The organism is Gordonia sp. CPCC 205515 (assembly GCF_048537925.1).
GTDB lineage: Bacteria > Actinomycetota > Actinomycetes > Mycobacteriales > Mycobacteriaceae > Gordonia.
Genome location: NZ_JBCLVJ010000008.1, coordinates 123790 through 142266, shown reverse-complemented (window position 1 = coordinate 142266; position 18477 = coordinate 123790). Strand labels below are relative to the sequence as shown.

The window sequence follows — 18477 nt, the reverse complement described above, 5'->3', positions numbered from 1 at the left end:
CCCGCGGAAGGCAAGCCCGATTTCCACCCAAGCGCCGCGGACGCCCACCGCGCGACGATTACGGTGTGAGACGTGACCGAAACGACAGTGCATCCGAACCCGTCCGACCTCACCGGTAAGTCCGCTCTGGTGACCGGCGCCAGCCGCGGCATCGGGCTGGCGATCGCCACCGAACTGGCCCGACGCGGTGCCGCCGTGGTGATCACCGGCCGCAAACCCGAACCCCTGGAGGAGGCTGCCGCCGGCATTCGCACCGCCGTCGCCGGCGCGACCGTCACCGCATGCCCCGGCAATACCGGTGACGAAACTCACCGCGGCGAGGCCGTCGCTGCCGCCGTCGCGCAGGGCGGCATCCACATCCTGGTGAACAACACCGGCATCAACCCGGTGTTCGGTCCGCTGATGGACGCCGACCTCGGCGCGGTCCGCAAGATCTTCGACACCAACGTCGTGGCTGCGCTCGGTTTCGTGCAGGAGGCGTTCCACGCCGGCATGCGTGACTCCGGTGGCGCGGTGGTCAACCTGGCGTCGGTCGCCGGTATCCGCTCGAGCGGCGTGATCGCCGCCTACGGCGCCTCCAAGGCCGCCCTGATCCGGTTGACGTCGGAACTCGCGTGGGAACTCGGACCGAATCAGATCCGGGTCAACGCCATCGCGCCGGCCATCGTCCGCACCAAGTTCGCCACCGACCTCATCGCCGGGGAGAACGAGGCCCGGGCACTCAAGGGCTACCCGCTGGGCCGCCTGGGCGAGCCCGAGGACATCGCCCGGGCCGCGGCGTTCCTGGCGAGCGACGAGGCATCGTGGATCACCGGTGAAACCCTCACCGTCGACGGCGGGGCACTGTCCACCGGGTCGATGTGAACGACCGCGACGTTGTCGTCGTGGGCGCGGGACCGGCGGGTCGCGCGCTCACCCACCGGCTCCTCACCCACGGCTGCACCGTCGCACTGGTCGACCCCCGCCCGGTCGCCCCGTGGCAGGCCACCTACGGCTGCTGGACCGACGAGCTACCCGAGTGGATGCCCGCCGACACCATTGCCGCCGAGACGAATTCGGTGGATCTACGATCCCCGGACACGGTGGTTGTCGAACGCGGGTACACGGTGCTCGACGTCGACGCACTGCAGGCGGCCCTCGACGTCGACGGCGCGGAGGTCATCGCCGACCGCGCGATCGCCGTGCAACCGGATCGGGTGACGCTCCGCTCGGATGCGCAGATCACCGCCGGCGTCGTCATCGACGCTCGTGGGCTCTCCGGTCGCGGGCCTCGCCAGACCGCGTTCGGTCGGATCGTGCCACGCGCGCAGGCGGTTTCGGTGCTCGACGGCGCCGAGGCCGTACTGATGGACTGGACCGCCGTCCCGGGTCTCGACCGTGCGGCCCCACCGTCGTTCCTCTACGTCATCCCCCTCGACGACGAGCGGGTCTTACTCGAAGAGACGTGCCTCGCCGGCGATCCCCCGTTGTCGCCCAGCGAGTTACGCACCCGCCTCGACGCCCGGCTCGTGGGTCATACCCTCACCGACCTCGGCGACGAGACGGTGTCTTTCGGCCTCCTCGGCCAGCACAGTCCGTGGCGCAGCGATGTAACCCTGTTCGGCGCACGTGGCGGGCTGATGCATCCGGCCACCGGCTACAGCGTCGCTGCGTCGCTGCGCGCGGCCGAACCGGTGGCGATCGCGATTGCGGCGCAGGAAGATCCGCACCGTACGATGTGGCCTCGGTCCGCCCGCCAGGTGTACCGGTTACGGCGCGCCGGATTACGGTCACTGCTCGCGCTCGACGCCACTCAGACGCGACGCTTCTTTGCCACCTTCGCTCAGCTCCCCGTCGACCGCCAGCGTGCGTATCTGTCGGAGCGCGAGGATCTTTCGGGGGTGATGCGCACCATGACGCAACTGTTCGCGGAGGTGGGTGGCGGGACGCGTGGCGCGCTCATGCGGTCGGTGTTGGGGCGCTGAGCACCTGCGCATCCCGCATCATCCCGGAGCCCGGATGGCAATTGATGTACTCGAACACCTGATTCGCCGCGTCGGAGACCGAAACCTCGTGGTACAGGCGTAGTTTTTCCAGTCCGGCGGCAACTCGGAAGAAGGTCGTGAAGATGCGGAGGTGGGTGGGATGCGATTCGGCCCATCGCTCCAGTTTCTCCAGGGATCGCCAGTGCCCGATGTTGTAGGTTTCGTCGAGCGAGTTGCCGTCGAGATCGATCGATTGCACGAATCGGTTGCTGTAGCAGCCGACGGTGTCGCCGTTGTCGCGGAGGAAGTCCATGCCCGCCAACAGGGTTGGCCGGATCTCATCGAGGTACAGTGCGCGTTCGTCGGCCTCGGCGTCGCGCCAGTCCTGCCCGGATCGGATGATTGCGATGTTGTCGTGGCCGGCCACCACGACACGGCCGCCGGCCTGCGGGTCACCGGCCACGATCCGCAGGTCACCAGCGGGTTGCATCCAGTCCGTCTGGGATGCGGGAAACCGTTCGCGCATCGATCCCCAGTAGCCGTGCTCGTTGATGTCACCGCTGATGCCGTCCATGACGGCGCCCACACCGGGCAGACTGTCCTGGAAGGCGTAGAGCGTCTCGAATTGGTCTACTCGCGGCGTGGTGATCTCGCGAAAGTAACCGAGCCCGTCTGTCAGTCGCTCGTCGGAGTTCCACCAGTCCGCGACCGCCGGCGATCGTAGCCATCGGCAGAACGCCGCCGGGTCGCGCCAGTAGCCGACGACCATCAGGTTGTGGTGGCCGGCGTTGTCGGTGTGCTCGGTCAGGTCGTGATGGTCTGGACCATCGTCGAAGTGGAGCCGTCCGACCATGTCGCGCAGTGTCGCCAACGCCGACGGACGCAGATCGTCGTCGAGATACTGCACGCCGAAGTACGCCATCGTGACTTGTTCGACGACGGTATCGGCGCGGCCGACCCACATCGGGAATGGCGGTTGATAGTCGTCGGGGACGCGCCGGGAGATGGTGCGTGGACAGGTCAGATGATGGTCGATGGCCGATTCCATGGGATTCCTTTGGTCTCTCCACATCGCGGACTGACGATGTGTCCGATTCTCGTGCAACATGTTTCGGTGGCCGAGATCCTCATCCACGTCGGGATGCGGTGAAACCGAGGCTAAGCGGTTGATCGACACGCGATTTGCGCGAGAGAGCCCAGAGATTGACCGTCAGCGACGGGCGAGGCCGGTCTCGGCGCCCAGCGTCGAGCGATAGTGCCGGGGACTCACACCGTATTCCTGTTTGAACGCTCGGCTGAACACGGCGAGATCGCTGAAGCCCCAGCGGCGGCTGATCTGCAACAGCGACCGAGCGGCTCCCGTGTCGGCGACGATGTCGCGCCGGCACCGTTCGAGACGTCGTCGGCGAATGGTGCGGGATACCGTGGTGTCCTGCTCGGCGAACACCCGATGCAGCTGGCGGGTCGAGATCGACAGCGCAGCAGCGATTTCCACCGGGCTCACACCTGGATCGGCAATGCGTTCGTCGATCTGGGCGATGGCCGACCGGTACAGATCGGTGTGCGGGTGGGTGTCGGTTCGCAGCGAACTGCGCAGGATTGCGTTGACGAGGTCACCCACCTCGTCGATGATGGCGCCGGTCGACGTGTCGGCGTCGTCGGACATCCGCAGCGTCGCGAGATCGTGGAGAAACCGGCCCAGCAGAGCACTGGAGCCCGATCGCCCGTCGAAGGCCACGGCGGTCAGGCGCCGGACATCGACCTCGGAAAGCGCGAGCGCGGCGCGCGGCCAGGTAAAGACCTCCATGCTCCAGGTGCCGTCATCGGGATGCCCGTCGAAACGCCAACTGAAGGGCCGACTCGTGTCGTAGAGAACGAAGTCGCCGCGCTGTAGCAGGCACTCGCGATCGTCCTGGGAGACCACCGCGCGGCCCCGTCGCATCATCCCGACCTGCAGGTTGTCCTTCTGGTCGGCGCGGATCAGGGAATCGCTGCGGGAAATGCTCTGCGCGACCGAGTTGACCGATGCGACGTGCAGGTGCGCCGTTTGGGTCGAGCGCACCGCGCCGGTGAAGCCCGAGTCCAGAAGATCCGAGACGTCGAGTCCCACGAAGTGATCGCGCAGCATCTCCGCCCAGTCGTCGGGCCGAGCGGTACGCGCCGGAAGATGGAAACCCGAACGGATGAGCATCGACACCTCACCTGGTGGTCACTATCGGTCAACTGTTCGGCGCTGGCGGACAACTCCGGCGCCGCGTGGCGTCGCAGGATGGAGCCACGACGCTCACTCAGTACAGCACGCATCTCGCCGATACGGAACAGTTAAGTCGATATGTTGACACATATTGACATAAATGCGGCACCGGTTTAGAACTGAATCACTCCCACGGCCTACTCCATTCCCGCGAGGACCCATCTACGAGGAGGAATCCATGCATCTCGATCCACCCGACGACGCCACTCTGGCGCAGATCGCCGCCGATACGGAATTGGGGATCACGCCGGCCGACCTGCCGGTCTACGCGGCAGCCGCCGAAGGTCTCCTGGCGTCGTGGAACACCGTCGCCGGTCTCTACGCCGACACCGCACCCACGCCACCCGAACGGTCCTGGACGAAACCCGCAGCGGCCGAGAACCCGTTCGGCGGCTGGTATGTCCAAACCGAGATCCAGGAGACCACCACCGGACCGCTCGCCGGTGTGCGAGTGGCCATCAAGGACAACGTCAGCGTCGCCGGGGTTCCGATGATGAACGGCTCGCACACGGTGGACGGCTTTGTGCCCAGCGAGGATGCGACGGTCGTGCGCCGACTGCTGTCTGCGGGCGCGACCATCGCGGGCAAGTCGGTGTGTGAGGATCTCTGTTTCTCCGGCGGTTCCCACACCACCAAGAGCGGCGTCGTTCGCAACCCGTGGGACGAAACGCGCTCGGCTGGCGGATCATCCAGCGGCAGTGGGGCTCTGGTCGGTGGCGGCGAGGTCGACATGGCGCTCGGCGGCGACCAGGGAGGGTCGATCCGGATCCCGGCCGCATATTGCGGAGCGGTCGGACACAAACCCACGCACGGTCTGGTGCCCTACACCGGCGCGTTCCCCATCGAGGCAACCATCGATCATCTGGGCCCCATCACGCGTTCGGTGCGTGACGCCGCGCTGATGCTCTCGGTCATCGCCGGAGTCGACGGCGGAGATCCGCGGCAGCCGACAACGATCGATATCCCGGACTATGTTGGAGCACTCGATCTTTCCGTCGACGGACTTCGAATCGGTTATCTCCGTGAGGGTTTCGGTCACGCCAACTCCGAACCAGAGGTCGACGACGCGGTACGCCGCGCGGCAGACGCGTTCCGCGACGCGGGCATGGCGGTCTCCGAGGTCTCGGTGCCGTGGCATCTGCACGGTCCGGCCATCTGGGATGTCATCTCCGTGGAGGGCGCCACCTGGCAGATGGTCGACGGAAATGCGTACGGCCTGAACTGGAAAGGCCACTACGACCCGGAACTCATCGCCTACTACGGCAAGAAATGGCGCACCGACCCCAGCCGATTCTCCGAAACCGTCAAACTCGTCACCCTCGCCGGCAGGTACGCACTCGCCAACGGCTACGGCAGCCACTACGCCATGGCGCGCAACCTCGAAAACCGTCTGGCCGCAGCATATGACGCCGCGCTCGACGACCACGACGTGCTGGTGATGCCGACACTGCCGCTGCGGGCAACCCCCCTTCCGGCCGCCGACGCACCGGTGGCCGACGTCCTGGGCCGCGCCTTGGAGATGCTGCCCAACACCACACCCTTCGACGTCACCGGGCATCCGGCATGCAGCGTCCCCGTCGGCCTCGTCGACGCTCTGCCGGTCGGACTCATGATCGTCGGCAAACGCTTCGACGACACAACCGTCCTGCGGGTGGCACACGCGATCGAGAAGCAGATCGGCACCCTCCCGGTGCCCACGGCAGCAAGGAGTCACGCATGAACGGGGTATTCGACCTCGGCGGCACCGACGGGCTCGGCCCGGTCAATCCGCCGGAGAATGAACCGGTGTTCCGGGCCGAATGGGAAAAGCCCATGTTCACCATGTTCTCGGCCTGCTTCCGGGCAGGCTACTTCGGTGTCGACTCGTTCCGACACGGCATCGAAAAGATGGACCCGGCAGTGTATTTGACGGCACCCTACTACGAGCACTGGCTGTACACGATCGAGAACCATGCCATCGATGCGGGCGCGATCGATCCGGCCGAACTGGATCGACGCACCGCGTTCTACCTCGAGAACCCCGACGCTCCCCTGCCGGAACACGAGCAGAACCCCGAATTGATCGCGTTCGTCGACGCCGTGGTGCCGGCGGGCGCGTCGGCGGTCCGCGACACTGACAAGCAGCCCCGGTTCAGCGTCGGCGATGTGGTCCGGGTCAACGATTCCAGCCCTTTCGGCCACACCCGCCGTGCCCGGTACATCCGCGGCAAGGTGGCCACCATCGTCGCCCATCGCGGATCGTTCATCTACCCCGACACCGCAGGCAACGGCCTGGGCGAAAACCCCGAACACGTCTACACCATCGAGTTCACCAGCACCGAACTCTGGGGCGCACACGACGCCGATCCGAACGGCAAGGTGTACTTCGACGTCTGGGACCCGTACATCGAATTGGCCACCACCACACAAGGAGTCACCGCATGAGTACCGGGGTACCGAGCCAGGAAGAGATCGCGGCACGAGTCAAGGCACTGGAGTCGATGCTGATCGAGAAGGGCGTGATGACCACGTCCATGGTCGATCACATCGTCGACATCTACGAGAACGAGGTCGGCCCACAACTCGGAGCGAAGGTCGTCGCCAAGGCATGGACCGATCCCGATTTCCGTGCGCGCCTGCTCGACAATGCCAGCGAGGCGTGTAAAGAGTTGGGTATCAGCGGCCTCCAAGGTGAGGACATGGTCGTCCTCGAGGACACCGACGACGTCCACAACGCCATCGTGTGCACCCTGTGTTCCTGCTATCCGTGGCCGGTGTTGGGGCTGCCGCCGAACTGGTACAAAGACCCGCAGTACCGCTCCCGCATCGTCCGTGAGCCCCGTAAAGTCCTGGCCGACGACTTCGGCTACGCGATACCCGAGACCGTCGAGATCCGCATCTGGGACTCGAGCTCCGAAATGCGCTACTGGGTACTGCCACGACGACCGGCGGGTACCGACGGGTGGTCGGAGGAACAGCTCGCCGCACTGGTGACCCGTGACTCGATGATCGGCGTCGGTCCCGTGCAGGCGGCGTCATGAGCGCGGTGGCCGCGGTCGACGACACGCAGCGGCGAGCGGTCGAAGATCTCGTCTGTGACCTGCCGGGCGGACGACCGGGCGAGTTGGCTTTCGACAAACCGTGGGAGATCCGCGCCTTCGCGCTCGCGGTGGCGGCCCATCAAGCCGGCCACTACGACTGGGCTCGATTCCAGGGCGCACTCATAGAGGCCATCAAACAGTGGGAATCGACCACCCCGGACCTGGCCGACGACTCGTGGTCGTACTACGAACACTGGGTGGCGGCACTCGAACAGGTCCTCGCCGACGCCGGCACCCTCGACGCCGGTGACGTCGCGACCCGCACCGAACACGTCCTGGCCATGCCACCAAACCGCAACCATCACAAGGCAATTCTGGAGCCCATCGCGATCGACTCCGCCCAGCCGGCCTGACGTCACCACCCGAAAGAGAGACACCATGTCCATCGGCTCCCCCGCTCCCCGCACCGCGGTCGCACCCACGACCTGGGCGGTACCGGACCTCACCGTCGCCCGCGCCGCGCTGTGGCTGTCACTGACCGTCGTACTCGCGGCTCTGGCCTACTACTTCATCGGCTATGACCAAGGCGCCGTCTCCGTGTTCGGACAGGACACCCACGTCCACGAATTCGTGCACGACGCACGCCATTTCCTCGGCTTCCCGTGCCACTGAGCGGACGCGACAATGGAGAGAACATACATCGGCGCGGGCCTACTGTCCGGACTGGCGGGTGGCGTCGTGACCTTCTGCTATGCCCGCATCTTCGTCGAGCCGCAGGTCGCAGCTGCCATCGAGTACGAGGAAACTCGTTCGCACGCAATCGAACACCTCACCGGCGAGCACGGTCACGAACATGAAGTGTTCAGTCGGTCGGTGCAGGAGAACATCGGCGCCGGCATCGGCACCGTGGTGTTCGCGATCGCGATGGGAGCGGTATTCGCGGTCGGCTTCACCCTCCTGTGGACCTACCTCGGCCGGCGGTATCCGCGCACCGATCCACGATGGGTGGCCGCGGCGGTCGGCCTCCTGTCGTTCCTTGCGCTCTACGCGGTGCCCTTCGCGGTGTATCCCGCGAATCCGCCCGCGGTCGGTGACGGCGACACAATCGGGGCGCGTAGCGGCGCCTATCTGACGGTCACGCTCGTCTCCGTCCTGGCGATGATTGGGGCGGTGATCGCCACCCTTGCGTTGCGGCCGCGGATCGGTGGCCTGTGGTCCGCCCTGGTAGCAGCCTGCGGGTATCTCGCCACCATGGTGGTGACGGCAGCGTTGCTGCCGGACTTCGACGAGGTTCCCCGACCGCTGGTCGATCCGTCGGGCGCGGTGGTCGCTCCGGGATTCCCGGCAGAGGTAATGGCGCAATTCCGGCTCCATGCGGTCACCGCGCAGGTCCTCCTCTGGGTCACAGTGGTGGTGACCTTCATCGTCGTTCTGGGACGCCTGGCCGGCGCTCCGTCACGTCGGCCGCGCACCGTCGCGGTGGCGGTAGAGTGAGCCCGAGACAGTGATCCGGAGGTAGCGGTGCAGGACAACGAGGAATCGGCATTCGCCGTACTGGCCGACCAGGTGCGGCGACAGATCCTCGATGTGCTGGCCGAGCACGGCGAATGCAGCGCCGGATTCATCAGCGACCAGATCACGACGGTGGGTCGGACGACGGTGTCGGCCCACCTCAAGGCACTACGCCTATCCGGGGTGGTGGTCGAACGGCGCGACGGCCGCCACCGCTACTTCTCCATCGATCCAACAGGTCCGACACGCGACGCGCTGCAGTTCCTGCAGAGCCTGCTCGACGGGGCGCTCAAGTCGTCAATCACGACGAGCGATCCGGCAGATGAGCCGCGCAGCGCACCGGGCCGCTCGGCCTGACCCGCACGGTATCGATTCTGGAGGCGCGATGTCGAACCTCTCGGTCACCGCCACCACCTACGTCAATGCCGACCCGGTCCGGGCGTTCCAGATGTTCGCCGACGGCGACCTGCTGGGTGCCGAATGCGCCGGCCTGCGTCCCGGGGCGGCGATCGCCATCACTCTGCCGGTGACCGGAATCGACACCGCGCGGGGTGACCGCATCACCATTCTCGGCCGCCTGATGTCGATCCACCACGGTCATCGGGTGGTGATCATCCAACATCAACCGTGGCCGGGTCGGCTCACCATCCGGTTTCACCGCGACGGCACCGGAACCCGAGTGGCCCTCGAATCGCAAATCGATGCCGAAGGGATCGATTGGCTGGTACGGCGGCGAGGTTACGACCAGCCCGCCCCGGATGGCGGCAGCACCCATCGAATCGGGTTGCTGCTCAGCAAGTCCGGTTCGGCAGCAGTCTTCGCCCAGGCAACCGAGGCGCTCGCACGGATGGCTGTCGACGAGATCAACGAGTCCGGCGGGATCGCCAACAGACCCGCAGAGCTCCGGGTGGGCGACGACGCCTCCATCTATTGGGCCGGAGTTTCCGAGGCGTCGAGACTCGCCCGAGACGGCTGCCGGGTGATCTTCGCGTGTGTCACCTCGGCGACGTTCAATGCTGTGGCGTCGGCACTGCACGGCACCGGTGTGCTGCTCGTCCACACCGTGGTCAACGAAGGTGGCGCCTCCCGGGGCGACGTCGTACGACTCGGCGAACGGCCGCTCGATCAGCTTCGCGCCGGGGTGCCCAAGATGATGGCCGACACCGGTATGACACGCTGGTTCTTTGTCGGCCAACGGTATTCATGGTCGTTCGGCGCGCACATGTCGGGCCGGCGAGTGGTGTCCGAGTCCGGCGGCAGCGTGGTCGGCGAGGAGTACGTCGACCTCGGCACCGACGATTTCGATCAGACCCTCGAACGCATCCGCCGCTCCCGCGCCGAACTCATCCTCACCTCGCTCGTCGGACACGACGAAGTTGCCTTCGAACGGGCGTGCAGCCGCAGCGGACTACGTTCGGTGACCAGAACTCTCGCGCTGGTTCTGGACGAGGCGACGCTTGCCCTCATCGGGGCTGACGCCGCCGAAGGCGTACGAACCGCATTCGGCTACTTCCAAGGACTCGACGACCCGGCCAACCGCTCACTCGTGTCGCGTTACCGTGAGCGATTCGGGTTGCTGATCCCGCCGATGAGCTCTCTCACCGAGACCAGCTACGAAGCGATCCACGCGTATGCGCGGGCGGCCCACACCAACGACAACCTCGGCGGCGCAGAGTTTCTGGCCTCGGTCAGAGTCCCCGGCGTATCCGAGGACCCAGGGACCCGACGCTTGGTCATGCCGCCCATCTATCTCGGCGAGGTCGATGACGGAGCCATCCGTATGATCGATCGATTCGACGCGTAGGACGGACCTGACGTCAGGCCGAATCCCGCTCGCGCGCTTCCCTCTGTCACCCCAGCCTGCGAGACTCGGGTGATGGACGCCGAACCCGACGGTCACACCCTCGCCGACCGGATCGCAGTCGTGGCCGGCGCCACCCGCGGTGCGGGACGCGGCATCGCGATCGCACTAGGTGAGGCAGGAGCGACCGTGGTGTGCACCGGACGCAGCAGCCGATCCGGTGACCAGTCCATCCGCTCTGACTACGACCGGCCGGAGACCATCGAGGAGACCGCAGACCTGGTGACCGAGCACGGCGGAACCGGTGTCGCACTGCAGGTCGATCACCTCGACTCCGCTCAAGTCGCCCGGTTGGCCGAGCGCCTGCGGGCCGACTACGGTCACATCGACATTCTCGTCAACGACATCTGGGGCGCCGAGGTCCTGAAAGGCCCACCGCCGACCTGGAATACCCCCATCTGGGAGCTCGACCTCGACACCGGTCTGCGGATCCTGCGGCTCGCCATTGACACCCACCTGATCACCTCGCACCACCTGGTACCTCTGATGGTGGATCGACCCGGCGGACTACTGGTCGAGGTGACCGACGGCACGTGGGACCACAACGCACACAACTATCGGATTTCGGTCTACTACGACCTCGCGAAGGTGTCGGTCAACCGCCTGGCCTTCTCTCAGGGCCATGAGCTCGGTGCGGTGGGGGCCACCGCGGTGTCGGTGTCACCGGGATGGCTGCGGTCGGAGATGATGCTCGCCAATTTTGGTGTCACCGAGGAGAACTGGCGAGCCGCCCTCGATGGCACCGTCGACGGGTTCCCTACGGCACCCGAGGGTTTCGCGCAGTCCGAAACACCACGATATGTGGGCCGCGGCATCGCCGCACTGGCGGCCGATCCCGACCGGGCGCGCTGGAATCAGCGGTCGGTCACCTCTGCCGATCTCTCCCGCTACTACGGCGTCACCGACCTCGACGGAACCCGGCCCGACGGTTGGGCGTGAGGTCCTCCTGCCCGGCCTGATCCCACCGCCTCCGGAGTTGTCGGTGGCGCGGGACAGGCTCAGGGTTCTCGTGCCGAATCCGATGAAAGAGTTTGGTGCACAGTCGATCTAATTTTCGTCAGACTATTGACTCGAACAATTGTACGAGTACAATAGGTGTATGCCTGACACCGTCAGCGAGACGACTCGCGTCCGTGACCCACCGCTCACGCTGTTGGCGTAGCGGACGTGTGAAACACCTGACGCGCAGCATATTTCAGCGACGAACATGCCGCGCACTCGATTTCCGTCGAGACCGCGCTCGGACCTTGAGAACTCCACAGTGAACAGCCGATGGTTGCCTGCCGAACCCGGGTCGGTCCGGCAGGCAACCATGGGCGAGGTGCGACTCAGAGCCGCGAATCCACCGGCTCCGATTCCAGTGCGAGAACGCCGAAGACGCATTCGTGCACCCGCCAGAGCGGTGCCCGCTCCCGATGCCGGGCCAAGGCTTCCCGCGCAAGCTGATACTCGCGCATCGCCATGGACCGCTTGTGCCGCAGGTCGCGGGAGCGCAGGCGTGGCAGGTCATCGAGGTACGACGGCCCGTAGATGATCCGCAGGTACTCGGGTCCGCGGACCTTCATGCCCGGTGCGATGAGCCGATTCTTGCTGTCCCGCACGAGATTGTCGGCGGGCTTGACGACCATCCCCTCACCACCGGCACGGGTGAGGTCGGTCCACCATGCCGCTCCGTCGGCGCGTGACCCCGCCGAGGTCGTGTCGACGGCCAAGCGTCGGGTGGTGCTGAACAGACCAGGTTCGGCGTCAACCAGTCGATCCGCGATCTCCAGATGCCAGCAGTGCGACCGACTTTCGAAGGACTGATCGCCGTTGTCGCCGCCGGCCGCCAAGACCTCGAACGGTGCGATCCGTACGTCGTCGATCCCGGCGCCCGGAACCACATGCGACAGCAACGCCGCGTCGAACGCGGCGACATCGACCCTGCGGTGATTGGTCGCCTCGACCAGCTGACCGACGTCGAGTCCCCGATCGGTGGCGACACCGAGTTCGGCCGCCAGCAGCGCCAACTCCGGACCGGCCGCGGCCGGCACCGTGGCAAAGCTCTCCCGGATCAGGGTTTCGCCCTTGATGTTCCACGGCAGTAGCTCGGCATCCAGGATGAGGTAGCGACAATCGAGGTCGGCGAACACACCGCCGGCTGCGACACGCGCACGCCGGAGCAGGTCTGCGGTGGTCGTCGGGTCGAAGAACGGACGGCCGGTCCTCGTATAGAGCGCACCGATGCCGTCGGGCACACCGAAACCTATGCGGGCGACATCGTCGTCGCGGGTCAGTACCAGCACGGCACGCGACCCCATGTGCTTCTCCTCGCACAGCACCTGCGAGACACCGGCTTCCGCGTAGGCGGTGAACGCCGACTGCGGGTCCTCGAGGAGGTCGGGGTCGGAACTACCCGCCGGGCTCATCGTCGGCGGCAGGTAGCGCAACCATCGGGGATCGGTGGCGTAGCGAGACATCACCTCGAGCGCTGCAGCGGCGTTCTCCTCCCGCACGACGACCGACGGTCCGAAACGTGTGGTGATGGTGCGTTTTCCGAGGACGTCGTCGAGCCGGAGTTCGGCGCGTACACGCGCATCCTCAGCGGAGTCCGAGTAGCCCATCGGCCGCTCCGACGGCCAATACGCGGCACCGGCCGGGACGTCGACGATCTCGGATTCCGGATAGCGCAGCGCGGTCAGTCGCCCTCCGAACACGCAACCGGTGTCGAGGCACAGGGTGTTGTTGATCCAGGTAGCAACCGGAATCGGGGTGTGGCCGTAGACCACCTGCGCGTCGCCGCGGTAGTCTCGCGCCCAATCCGATCGAATCGGGTAGCCCCACCGGTCGGTGTCGCCGGTGGTCTCCCCGTACATCGCGAGATTGCGCACGCGACCCGAGGTGCGGCCGTGGTAGCGCTGGGCCAGTCCGGCGTGGCACACCACCAACCGCCCGTCATCGAGCACGAAGTGCGACACCAGTCCGTCGAGGAATTCGATGACCGCACTGCGGAACTCGTCCGAACACTCATCGAGCTGCGCGACCGACGCCGCCACCGCCGGCGTCAGCGGGACGGACCCGTTTTCCCGGCCCCGACCATCACGTTTCCGGAGGACCCGCAGCAGCTTCTCCTCATGGTTGCCGCGGACGCAGATCGCCTGTCCCGCAGCAACCATCGCCATCGCCAGACACAGGACCCCGGGGGTGTCCGGACCGCGGTCGACCAGGTCGCCGACGAAGATCACCCGTCGACCGTCCGGGTGATCGTGGGCGCCGGTTACGTCACTGTTCGTCTCCCGAACCAACGTCCAGTCGAGCTTCTCGAGCAGGGCGACCAGTTCCGCCTGGCAGCCATGTACGTCGCCGATGACATCGAACGGCCCGTGGTCGGCGGTCAGGTCGTTGAACAGTCGGGTCCGTACGACGCAGACGTCGTCGACCGCCGCCTGTCCGGTCAACTGGTGGACGAACCGAAAGCCCTCTTTGCGCAGGTTCTTTCCCTGCTGCTGCAGGAGTCGGTGCTGGCGGCGGACCACCGCACCGTCGACGTCGGTGCGGTCCGAGGCACGCACGATGAGCACGTCGAGTTCGACGTCGAGCACCACCGCCACGGCGAACACGTCGTGCTCCTTGGCCAGGGCCAGCAGGCTGCGGCGGTCCTCGGGGCGGACGGAGGTCGCATCGACGACCGTCAGCAGGCCGCGGCGCAGCCGGCGTCCCGCGACGTCGAACAACGCGTCGAACGCATCGGCGGTGGCACTCTGATCGGTCGGATCGTCGGCGACCAGACCTCGAAATGTATCCGAGGAAAGAACCTCGGTCGGCGCAAAGTGCTTGTGCGCAAACGTGGATTTGCCCGCACCTGTCACGCCGACGAGCACCACCAGGCACAGCTCGGGCAGTTCGATGGTCGTCGGTTCGGTTGTCGGCTGTTCGCTCGTCGTCATGGGCTCACCTCGTCGATTCGGGTGAATACTGCGGTCTGGGTCGGTGCGCCGACGCCGTCGACCGGCTCGCCGATCTCCCCACGCGTCACCGAATACGTGAACCCGGCCGCGACGGAGTCGCACCACCGGGCGAATTCGGTTCGGGTGAACTCGAATCGGTGGTCCGGGTGCCGAAACTCGTTCGCGCTCAATCCGTACTGCGGATTGTGATCACGGTTGGGCGTGGTCACAATCACCACGCGCGGCGCCATGGTCCCGAATACCGACGCCACCGCGACCGGCAGGCGCTCGAAGTCGATGTGTTCGATGACCTCCATCAGGACCGCCGCATCGAATCCGCGGCAGCGCGGATCGGTGTAGAGCAGCGACGACTGCCAGAGCTCGACATCGCGCCACCGCTGCAGCCGGTCACCCGCCCGATTCAGCGCCGACGGCGAGACATCGACGCCGGCGAGCCGATTCAGGTGCCGGTCGGCGACGAGCTCGCCGAGCAGGCGGCCTTCGCCGCAGCCGATGTCGAGCACCGATCGCGCCCGGGACGCGCGGACCAGTTCGGCGACCACGAGGCGTCGCTGCCGCGCCAGGGTCTCGCGGCGGGGAGTGATCGTTGTGCTGTCGTCGGCATCGACGACAAGTCGTGCCAGCGCCTGATCGACCAGCGGCCGTACGCGTTTCACGTAGCCGCTGATGATCTGCTCGGCCAGTGGATGAGTGGGGAGCCAGCCGGCGCCGAGTCGCTCGAGTTTGCCGATCTCGTCCTCGTCGACGAAGTAGTGCTTGTCGCCGGCCAGCACCGGCAGCAGCACGCACAGCTGACGCAGTGCGTCGCGGATGGTGTGCTGGCCGTGCAGGGTCAGCGTGACGAATCCGGAGTCGCCCCACTGAACTGGTCGCAGCGACTGCGGGGTGACATCGACCGACCAGCCGAGCGGCGCGAACAGCTCGGCGGGGTCCAGTCGCCCGTCGGTCGGTACCGACGGCACGGTGAGGGTGAGTTCGGGCCAGGCGTGGTCGACGAGATCGGGTCGGTTCGCGCACCGACCGGCAACTGCATCACCGAACACCTTGCCGAGCGCGACGACGAAGCGGGAGGACGCTGCATACGGAATCGTGTTGACGTAACGGTCCGTGTCGGTGTGCGGTCGGACGCCGGACCCATCGACGTGGAGCACGACGCGGCACTGCTCGGCGCTCGCCACCGGGTAGAACACCCGGGCAAGGCCCTGGGAGGTGTCGAAGGTCTGCACGCTATCGGGATGCTTGTGCAGGAGATAGCCGAGGTCGGTGGCCGGCGTCTGCCCACCATGCACCTCGAGAGTCATCATCACATAGCTACCCTACGCAGCCACGCAACCCGATTTTGTTGTCTACTTGCGGTTCTCGCGCAGTTCACGCCACCGACGGATCATGTCCTCCACGTCAACGGTATGCGCGGTGATCATGGTCGGCATGCCCGCACGCGTCGACAGGTGCGCCTCGCGGACCCGACGATTGAAGTCGGTCAACAGATCTCGCACCGCCTGCTCGTCGGCGATCTGTTTCAGCGACTCCGGAAAACCCTGCGCCTCCTTGCGGAGTTGCAGGGGCGCGGGCAGCAACGCCGACGAATCGAGGTTCTCGTCGCGGATCTTGCGTTTGACCCACCAATCCGGGTCGTCGGCGTCGGACAGGTCCAGCGGCTTGCCCATGCCCGGCAGGTTGTCGAACTCGCCGCGCTCGGTGGCCTCGCGGATCATCTTCTCCACCCGCGACTCTCCCACCGGCGGGCGCCAGCGGCGCACGCGGCGGAAGTGGCCTTCGTCGGTCACCCGGACGGGACCCTAGACGGTGAACCCCAACGCCCGCAACTGCTCGCGGCCGTCGTCGGTGATCTTGTCCGGACCCCACGGCGGCAGCCACACCCAGTTGATCTCCAACTCGGTGCACAGGCCGCTGCTGACGAGGGCGGCGCGGGATTGGTCCTCGATGACGTCGGTCAGCGGGCAGGCCGCCGACGTCAAGGTCATGTCGATCTTGGCCTTGGCCTCGTCGTCGACCTCGATGCCATACACGAGGCCGAGGTCCACGACGTTGATGCCGAGTTCGGGGTCGACGACGTCGCGCATCGCCTCTTCTACATCCTCGATGGCCGGCAGCTGTGTGCTCGGCACTGTTTCTTCACTCATGCTGACTCCGATTCTGCTTCGGTGGCTGTGGTGTGGGTCGACCGGTGTCGGGCGCTGACCGTCTGGGCGAGAGCATCTTTGAAGGCCATCCACCCGAGCAGCGCGCACTTGACGCGGGCCGGGTATTTGCTGACGCCGGCGAACGCGATGCCGTCGCCGATCAGATCCTCGTCGCCGGATTCCTTACCGCGCGAGGTCATCATCTCGGTGAACGAATCGAGCATCGCCATCGCGGTATCAACAGACTGCCCGACGAGTTGGTCATGCAGCACCGACGTTGACGCCTGCGAGATCGAGCAGCCCTGTCCGTCATAGGAGACGTCCCACACGGTGCGGTCGTCGTCAGACAACGTGACGCGCAAGGTGATCTCGTCGCCGCACGTCGGATTGACGTGGTGCACTTCGGCATCGAACGGATCCCGCAAGCCACGCCCGTGGGGATGCTTGTAGTGGTCCAGGATCACTTCCTGGTACATCTGCTCCATCCGCATCTGGTTCCCTACCGACTTCCAAAGAAGCTCTGCGCCTTCACGATCGCCGCGGCGAGCGCGTCGACCTCGGCAAGCGTGTTGTAGGCGGCGAACGACGCCCGCGCGGTCGCGGCGATACCGAAACGCTTGTGCAGCGGCCAGGCGCAATGATGTCCGACGCGGATCGCGACGCCCTCATCGTCGAGGATCTGCCCCAGATCGTGGGCGTGAATGCCGTCGACCAGGAAAGACACTGCCCCACCACGGTTCTCGGCCGTGGCCGGGCCGACGATGCGCACACCGTCGATCGCGGCGAGCCGGTCGAGTGCATGCTCGACGAGCCGATGCTCGTGTGCGGCAATGGCATCCATCCCGATGGCGTTCAGGTAGTCGACGGCGGCACCGAGTCCGACGACCTGCGAGGTCATCGGCACACCGGCCTCAAAGCGCTGCGGCGGCGGCGCGTAGGTGGAGACCTCCATGCTGACCGTTTCGATCATCGATCCGCCGGTGATGAACGGCGGCAGCGCGTTCAGCAGTTCCGCCTTGCCGTAGAGCACGCCGACACCGGACGGACCGAACATCTTGTGGCCGGAGAACGCGGCGAAGTCCACGTCGAGGGCGGTGAAGTCGACCGCCATGTGCGGCACCGACTGGCAGGCATCGAGCACGACCAACGCGCCGACTGCCCGCGCCCGACGGACGAGTTCGGCGACATCGGCCACCGCACCGGTCACGTTGGACTGGTGGGTGAACGACAGAACCTTCACCGAGTCGTCGAGCGCGAGCGAATCCAGGTCGATACGGCCGTCGTCAGTGACGCCATACCACTTCAGGGAGGCGCCCGTCCGACGGCAGAGTTCCTGCCACGGAACCAGATTGGCGTGATGTTCGAGTTCGGTGATCACCACGGTGTCGCCGGGTCCGAGCGCCGTGCCACCCAGTACATCGGCCGAGCGGTCATCGCCGAGGGTGTAGGTCACCAGGTTGAGCGCCTCGGTCGCATTCTTGGTGAACGCGATGGTGTCGGCAGTCGCGCCGACGAAGGCCGCGATGGTCTCCCGCGCGTCCTCGTAGGCATCGGTGGCCTCTTCGGCGAGCTGATGCGCGCCACGGTGGACCGCTGCGTTGCGGGTCGTCAGGAACTCACGTTCGGCGTCGAGCACCTGCACCGGCCGCTGTGACGTCGCCCCGGAATCCAGGTAGACCAACGGCTTGCCGTCCCGAACCGTCCGGGACAGGATCGGGAAGTCCGCACGCAACGCCTCGACATCGATTGCCGGGATGGCTGTTTCGATCGACACG

At 66.2% G+C, this 18477-nt stretch carries 19 protein-coding genes; 11 read left to right on the top strand and 8 right to left on the bottom strand.

Features of this window, described 5'->3' with window-relative positions:
• The first annotated feature begins 72 nt into the window (after nt 1-72).
• Together AAFP30_RS12710 and AAFP30_RS12705 are read left to right on the top strand one after the other, a co-directional pair.
• Nucleotides 73-864, top strand: coding sequence for an SDR family oxidoreductase (locus AAFP30_RS12710; RefSeq protein WP_419230283.1), 792 nt, complete (start codon nt 73-75; stop codon nt 862-864).
• Nucleotides 865-884: 20 nt separating this feature from the next.
• Entirely contained in the window at nt 885-1964 is a 1080-nt protein-coding gene (locus AAFP30_RS12705; protein ID WP_419230282.1) for a lycopene cyclase family protein, read from the top strand.
• Here AAFP30_RS12705 and AAFP30_RS12700 read toward each other — a convergent pair.
• Nucleotides 1939-3012: a phenylacetaldoxime dehydratase family protein gene (locus tag AAFP30_RS12700; protein ID WP_419230281.1), complete on the bottom strand. Its 1074-nt coding sequence runs from the start codon at nt 3010-3012 to the stop codon at nt 1939-1941. The genes AAFP30_RS12705 and AAFP30_RS12700 overlap by 26 nt on opposite strands.
• A 162-nt stretch (nt 3013-3174) precedes the next feature.
• Complete coding sequence (locus AAFP30_RS12695; RefSeq protein WP_419230280.1) at nt 3175-4155, bottom strand: helix-turn-helix domain-containing protein; 981 nt, start codon at nt 4153-4155, stop codon at nt 3175-3177.
• Between the two features lie 241 nt (nt 4156-4396).
• On the opposite strand from AAFP30_RS12695, the gene AAFP30_RS12690 reads away from it, so the two are divergent.
• The 9 genes from AAFP30_RS12690 (at nt 4397) to AAFP30_RS12650 (ending at nt 11550) form a co-directional block, all read left to right on the top strand.
• Nucleotides 4397-5938, top strand: coding sequence for an amidase (locus AAFP30_RS12690; protein WP_419230279.1), 1542 nt, complete (start codon nt 4397-4399; stop codon nt 5936-5938).
• The gene (gene nthB, locus AAFP30_RS12685; protein ID WP_419230278.1) at nt 5935-6642 is read left to right on the top strand and encodes a nitrile hydratase subunit beta; all 708 of its coding nucleotides are present in this window, start codon (nt 5935-5937) and stop codon (nt 6640-6642) included. Before AAFP30_RS12690 ends, nthB begins: the two co-directional genes overlap by 4 nt.
• Complete coding sequence (gene nthA / locus AAFP30_RS12680; protein WP_419230277.1) at nt 6639-7238, top strand: nitrile hydratase subunit alpha; 600 nt, start codon at nt 6639-6641, stop codon at nt 7236-7238. The genes nthB and nthA overlap by 4 nt, the downstream gene beginning before the upstream one ends.
• The gene (locus AAFP30_RS12675) at nt 7235-7651 is read left to right on the top strand and encodes a nitrile hydratase accessory protein (protein ID WP_419230276.1); all 417 of its coding nucleotides are present in this window, start codon (nt 7235-7237) and stop codon (nt 7649-7651) included. The genes nthA and AAFP30_RS12675 overlap by 4 nt, the downstream gene beginning before the upstream one ends.
• 25 nt (nt 7652-7676) lie before the next feature.
• Nucleotides 7677-7910 carry a CbtB domain-containing protein gene (locus AAFP30_RS12670; RefSeq protein ID WP_419230275.1) on the top strand — a complete coding sequence of 78 codons (234 nt, stop codon included), beginning with the start codon at nt 7677-7679 and terminating at the stop codon, nt 7908-7910.
• Nucleotides 7911-7922: 12 nt separating this feature from the next.
• Entirely contained in the window at nt 7923-8732 is an 810-nt protein-coding gene (locus AAFP30_RS12665; RefSeq protein ID WP_419230274.1) for a CbtA family protein, read from the top strand.
• Between the two features lie 27 nt (nt 8733-8759).
• Nucleotides 8760-9107: an ArsR/SmtB family transcription factor gene (locus AAFP30_RS12660; RefSeq protein WP_419230273.1), complete on the top strand. Its 348-nt coding sequence runs from the start codon at nt 8760-8762 to the stop codon at nt 9105-9107.
• Between the two features lie 28 nt (nt 9108-9135).
• Nucleotides 9136-10554 (top strand): substrate-binding protein, encoded by a 1419-nt coding sequence (locus AAFP30_RS12655; protein ID WP_419230272.1) that lies wholly within the window; start codon nt 9136-9138, stop codon nt 10552-10554.
• A gap of 72 nt (nt 10555-10626) precedes the next feature.
• Entirely contained in the window at nt 10627-11550 is a 924-nt protein-coding gene (locus tag AAFP30_RS12650; RefSeq protein ID WP_419230271.1) for an SDR family oxidoreductase, read from the top strand.
• A 389-nt stretch (nt 11551-11939) separates the two neighbouring features.
• On the opposite strand, the gene AAFP30_RS12645 is transcribed toward AAFP30_RS12650, so the two are convergent.
• The 6 genes from AAFP30_RS12645 to AAFP30_RS12620 form a co-directional block, all read right to left on the bottom strand.
• The gene (locus AAFP30_RS12645; RefSeq protein ID WP_419230270.1) at nt 11940-14537 is read right to left on the bottom strand and encodes a polynucleotide kinase-phosphatase; all 2598 of its coding nucleotides are present in this window, start codon (nt 14535-14537) and stop codon (nt 11940-11942) included.
• Nucleotides 14534-15862, bottom strand: a complete 1329-nt coding sequence (locus AAFP30_RS12640; RefSeq protein WP_419230719.1) for a 3' terminal RNA ribose 2'-O-methyltransferase Hen1 — start codon at nt 15860-15862, stop codon at nt 14534-14536. Before AAFP30_RS12640 ends, AAFP30_RS12645 begins: the two co-directional genes overlap by 4 nt.
• A 42-nt stretch (nt 15863-15904) precedes the next feature.
• Entirely contained in the window at nt 15905-16273 is a 369-nt protein-coding gene (locus AAFP30_RS12635) for a DUF1992 domain-containing protein (protein ID WP_419230718.1), read from the bottom strand.
• A gap of 84 nt (nt 16274-16357) precedes the next feature.
• On the bottom strand, nt 16358-16702 hold the full coding sequence (locus AAFP30_RS12630; RefSeq protein WP_419230269.1) for a metal-sulfur cluster assembly factor: 345 nt from the start codon (nt 16700-16702) through the stop codon (nt 16358-16360).
• Nucleotides 16699-17193, bottom strand: a complete 495-nt coding sequence (gene sufU / locus AAFP30_RS12625; protein WP_419230268.1) for a Fe-S cluster assembly sulfur transfer protein SufU — start codon at nt 17191-17193, stop codon at nt 16699-16701. Before sufU ends, AAFP30_RS12630 begins: the two co-directional genes overlap by 4 nt.
• Nucleotides 17194-17201: 8 nt before the next feature.
• Complete coding sequence (locus AAFP30_RS12620; protein WP_419230267.1) at nt 17202-18476, bottom strand: SufS family cysteine desulfurase; 1275 nt, start codon at nt 18474-18476, stop codon at nt 17202-17204.
• Between the last annotated feature and the right edge of the window lies 1 nt (nt 18477).

Bases quoted from the DNA above. Each gene is read 5' to 3' on its own strand.
- AAFP30_RS12670 (WP_419230275.1), top strand. From the start codon at position 7,677: ATGTCCATCGGCTCCCCCGCTCCCCGCACCGCGGTCGCACCCACGACC.
- sufU (WP_419230268.1), bottom strand. From the start codon at position 17,193: ATGCGGATGGAGCAGATGTACCAGGAAGTGATCCTGGACCACTACAAG.
- AAFP30_RS12640 (WP_419230719.1), bottom strand. From the start codon at position 15,862: ATGATGACTCTCGAGGTGCATGGTGGGCAGACGCCGGCCACCGACCTC.
- AAFP30_RS12695 (WP_419230280.1), bottom strand. From the start codon at position 4,155: ATGCTCATCCGTTCGGGTTTCCATCTTCCGGCGCGTACCGCTCGGCCC.
- nthA (WP_419230277.1), top strand. From the start codon at position 6,639: ATGAGTACCGGGGTACCGAGCCAGGAAGAGATCGCGGCACGAGTCAAG.
- AAFP30_RS12655 (WP_419230272.1), top strand. From the start codon at position 9,136: ATGTCGAACCTCTCGGTCACCGCCACCACCTACGTCAATGCCGACCCG.
- nthB (WP_419230278.1), top strand. From the start codon at position 5,935: ATGAACGGGGTATTCGACCTCGGCGGCACCGACGGGCTCGGCCCGGTC.
- AAFP30_RS12675 (WP_419230276.1), top strand. From the start codon at position 7,235: ATGAGCGCGGTGGCCGCGGTCGACGACACGCAGCGGCGAGCGGTCGAA.
- AAFP30_RS12630 (WP_419230269.1), bottom strand. From the start codon at position 16,702: ATGAGTGAAGAAACAGTGCCGAGCACACAGCTGCCGGCCATCGAGGAT.
- AAFP30_RS12700 (WP_419230281.1), bottom strand. From the start codon at position 3,012: ATGGAATCGGCCATCGACCATCATCTGACCTGTCCACGCACCATCTCC.
- AAFP30_RS12665 (WP_419230274.1), top strand. From the start codon at position 7,923: ATGGAGAGAACATACATCGGCGCGGGCCTACTGTCCGGACTGGCGGGT.
- AAFP30_RS12690 (WP_419230279.1), top strand. From the start codon at position 4,397: ATGCATCTCGATCCACCCGACGACGCCACTCTGGCGCAGATCGCCGCC.
- AAFP30_RS12645 (WP_419230270.1), bottom strand. From the start codon at position 14,537: ATGACGACGAGCGAACAGCCGACAACCGAACCGACGACCATCGAACTG.
- AAFP30_RS12635 (WP_419230718.1), bottom strand. From the start codon at position 16,273: ATGATCCGCGAGGCCACCGAGCGCGGCGAGTTCGACAACCTGCCGGGC.
- AAFP30_RS12650 (WP_419230271.1), top strand. From the start codon at position 10,627: ATGGACGCCGAACCCGACGGTCACACCCTCGCCGACCGGATCGCAGTC.